2 protein-coding genes are annotated in these 1616 nt (G+C 43.5%); both read left to right on the top strand.

Annotated features, from left to right (window positions below):
- Window positions 1-1121 (top strand): efflux RND transporter permease subunit (locus tag CXF78_RS16840; RefSeq protein ID WP_145991523.1); only part of this gene is annotated, 1121 nt, incomplete at its 5' end.
- 17 nt (window positions 1122-1138) lie between these two features.
- The coding region (locus CXF78_RS16835; RefSeq protein ID WP_102037419.1) for a LabA-like NYN domain-containing protein at window positions 1139-1616 on the top strand (478 nt) is incomplete at its 3' end.

Raw genomic sequence — 1616 nt, 5'->3', positions numbered from 1 at the left:
CGGTTCAATTTGTACTTGGCGGCTCTGACTATGCAGAGTTATTTAAATGGGCCCAAGTACTGCAACAAGAAGCCGATGCAAGCCCTATGCTGGACGGGGCAGATTTAGATTACGCAGAGACCACACCAGAACTTGTTGTGACGGTAGACAAGCAACGAGCTGCAGAGTTAGGCATTAGCGTTTCAGAAATAGCGACAACCTTGGAAATCATGTTGGGCGGCCGCAGTGAAACAACCTTTGTTGAACGTGGCGAAGAATATGATGTATACCTTCGCGGTGATGAAAACAGCTTTAACAGCGTCACAGACCTCAGTAAGATTTACTTTAGAAGCAGCAAAGGCGAATTAATCACCCTTGATACCGTCACTAAAGTTGAAGAAGTTGCCTCGCCGCAACGATTAAGTCATACCAACAAGCAAAAATCGATCACCATCAAGGCAAATTTAGGCGAAGGTTATACCCTTGGCGAAGCCCTCGACTTTTTAGAACAACGCGCAATAACTTTACTGCCAAACGATATTTCAATTGCCTACACGGGTGAGTCAAAAGACTTCAAAGAAAACCAAGCTGGGGTGCTCATTGTATTTGCTTTAGCACTGCTGATTGCTTATCTGGTATTGGCGGCTCAATTTGAAAGTTTTATCAATCCTGCAGTGGTGATGTTTACTGTTCCAATGGGTATTTTTGGTGGTTTTATTGGTTTAGTTCTAATGCATCAAGGGATGAATATCTATAGCCAAATTGGCATGATCATGTTAATTGGTATGGTAACTAAAAATGGTATTTTAATCGTTGAGTTTGCTAACCAACTACGTGACCGAGGCTTATCGCTCGACAACGCTATTATTGACGCATCAGCTCGTCGCTTAAGACCCATTTTAATGACAGCCTTTACCACCCTTATTGGTGCTATACCATTAATCGTATCTACCGGCGCGGGGAGTGAAAGCCGCATTGCAGTTGGAACTGTGATATTCTTCGGCATGGCATTTGCGACGGTTGTCACCCTATTGGTTATCCCCGCAATGTACCGACTTATTTCTTCGTCAACCCACTCTCCAGGGTTTGTTGAAGCACAACTTAATGACGCCATTGCTGCTCAAAAAGCGCAACAGCCTTAATCTTCACAGGTGTAATAATGACAACGCTTGCCGTATTTGTAGATGTGCAAAATATTTATTACACCTGTAAGCAAGGTTTTGGGCGTTCATTCAATTACCGAGCTTTATACAAACATTTGTCGGCACAGGGCACTATTAGCCACGCAATAGCTTACGCTATAGCACCAGCCGATGACGGTCAGGTTAAATTTCAAGATGCACTAAAACATATTGGTTTTACGGTTAAAACCAAACCTTATATCCAGCGCAGTGATGGTTCCGCCAAGGGAGATTGGGATGTTGGGATTACCATCGACATGCTTGAGATAGCCCCCACGGTGGATGAGGTTATTTTACTGTCTGGTGATGGTGATTTCGATTTATTACTCAAAAAAATCAATCAAACGACCACATGCTACACCCATGTATTAAGTGTTGAGCGCCTCACAGCAAAATCATTAACAGATCAAGCGCAGCACTTCACCGCAATCGATGCCTCGCTTCTTATTTACTGTC

The organism is Shewanella sp. 11B5 (assembly GCF_002836795.1).
GTDB lineage: Bacteria > Pseudomonadota > Gammaproteobacteria > Enterobacterales > Shewanellaceae > Shewanella > Shewanella frigidimarina.
This window is presented reverse-complemented; position numbering and strand designations above follow the sequence as displayed.